The organism is Marinobacter sp. AC-23 (genome assembly GCF_001858325.1).
Lineage (GTDB): Bacteria > Pseudomonadota > Gammaproteobacteria > Pseudomonadales > Oleiphilaceae > Marinobacter.
Genome location: NZ_MBPP01000083.1, coordinates 1 through 2200 on the forward strand (window position 1 = coordinate 1; position 2200 = coordinate 2200).

Below are 2200 nucleotides of genomic sequence, written 5' to 3' on the forward strand. Positions count from 1 at the left end.
TGCTCATGCCGTGCTCGCGGCATAACTCCGGAACGGGCACGCCGCTCTCGCTTGCTTCAAGATCGCCATGATCTGGCTGTCAGAAAAACGTGACTTCTTCATGCGGAATCTCCCTGCGTATAGCTTACGGAAAATTCTACTTCTGATCACCTTGGTTTATTGGGGTGATTACCCCGCTACTTCCGCCAGCCGCCAATATAGTTGTACTCGAAACCTACTATCAGGGTACCAGGAGGTCAGCGCAGTTAATCGCTAGCGGAACACTAGTCTCTCTGTGCTTGCTGTCAGTGTATGCAGCAACAGTCCTATTGCTTCACTGATTTATACGCTCCCTGTCTTCCGAATTTAATGCTGGAATAGTCGAAGGGATATTCCACTTTGACTCTCGCTTTGAGCTTTTCGACCCAGAGAGTAATTGGACATAGTTATCTCTACAACAGTTATCCGTATAGCCAAGGTTGATAAGTACCGATGGTGTTCATGACTACTGTCACTCACCGGCCAACTACTGGCTTCCGACACGCAGCCCCAAGAAAAATGTGAGAACTCCATCGGGCAGCCACATGGTCCTGCTTTAAAAAACGACGTGGCTTTTTCATTTTTTAATTAGCTCTTCGCCACCAAGTCGTTTGAAATCGAACCTTCTAGGTAGAGTGGAGAGGAAACATCTAATGGAGCACGCCCAAGCATCTAGGACGTCCTCAGTTCTGGTCATAGCCAGTATAGTTTTGGTCGCATTGAACCTGCGACCATCAATGGCGGCCATTGGGCCCCTGCTATCGAAGATTCAGGAAGATGTTCCGCTATCCTTCACAACAGCATCGCTACTGACGATGCTTCCTGTTCTCGCAATGGGTGCCGCTATGTTTGCCGGTATTCGCGTAGCGCGAGTTGTCGGTGAGCATCGAGCAATCTCCCTATCATTAGTAACCATTGCGATCGCCACCGCGGCGCGACTGTTCGCAGACAACTCCTATGAACTGATAGCTACTGCAGTGGTTGCAGGTGTCGGCATTGCGTTGGCTCAGGCGGTCATGCCTGCACTAATCAAAGACAGGTTTCCAGACAACGTACCGCTCTTAATGGGGCTCTACGTGACGTCTATCATGGGGGGGGCGGCACTGGCAGCTTCGTTTTCACCCTTCGTCATGGAGAAGATGGGCGGGTGGCGAATTGGCCTTAGCATTTGGGCAGTTCTCGCCATGGTTTCGCTTCTATTATGGTCCTCACAAAAAACCGCAATTGGTGTGCTCAGCCTGTCACGTGACAAAGTTGCGCGTGATCGCCATTTTGAAAATCCAAGATCTTGGCTACTCGCAGTATTTTTCGGAATCGGAACTGCCTCATACACCTGCGTGCTTGCCTGGCTCGCCCCATACTACGTTGAGAAGGGCTGGAGTGAGCAAAGCGCCGGCTAATTCTCGGTTTTCTCACCGCCATGGAGGTTATCTCAGGCCTGATAACACCAGCAATCGCCAACCGTAGTCAGGATCGCCGGGTCGTATTGATCGCTCTCTTGATGTTCATAATCGTAGGCTTCGTCGGCCTAGCTCTGATACCGGAAACTCTTAGTTTGATCTGGCCATGTTTGCTGGGCATCGGTATTGGCGGGCTATTTCCTATGAGTCTCATCGTTGCAATGGATCACATCGACAACCCTATGAGAGCAGGAGGGTTGACGGCATTCGTTCAGGGGATCGGCTATCTCATCGCAGGCTTCTCTCCATTGTTTGCCGGCCTTGCCCGAGACCAACTTGATAGTTTCGGATGGGCATGGATTACGCTTGCTGGTGCTATGGTCTTGCTGATCGGCCTTGCAATCCGGTTCAACCCGAAACGTTACAGGTGCTACTACTATTGACTAGCTTAGCCATCATCCCCCAACCGTCTATTGGCAAGCTCTACAGGTCTCACCGCTCTTGGACGAAAAAGTTTGGTTTTAACAATATCAACGCTCTTCTGAACGGCCCGCCGGACTTGAGCCCTACTGAGGTCGTTCATGCACTCACAAGGTATAGCGGGGGGTACTGCCACGAACTTAACAGCGCCTTCTTGAACGCGATAAATAGTCTTGGGCTAAGTGCGAAACCAGTCCTTGCGACGGTTAGATATGGCATGCCTGCTGGAACCTCTGTGAGATCGCATTTGGTTCTGGTGACTGAGCTGCAGGACAGATTCTATCTCAGCGATACAGGATTTG

1 protein-coding gene and 2 pseudogenes are annotated in these 2200 nt (G+C 50.9%); 2 read left to right on the top strand and 1 reads right to left on the bottom strand.

Annotated features, from left to right (window positions below):
• Positions 1 to 102: pseudogene (locus tag BCA33_RS20355) on the bottom strand (transposase); the annotation flags it as partial.
• A gap of 569 nt (positions 103 to 671) precedes the next feature.
• On the opposite strand from BCA33_RS20355, the pseudogene BCA33_RS22440 reads away from it, so the two are divergent.
• Together BCA33_RS22440 and BCA33_RS22980 are read left to right on the top strand one after the other, a co-directional pair.
• Positions 672 to 1861, top strand: a pseudogene (locus tag BCA33_RS22440) (cyanate transporter).
• The coding region (locus tag BCA33_RS22980; protein WP_368087273.1) for an arylamine N-acetyltransferase at positions 1774 to 2200 on the top strand (427 nt) is incomplete at its 3' end. The pseudogene BCA33_RS22440 and the gene BCA33_RS22980, both read left to right, overlap by 88 nt.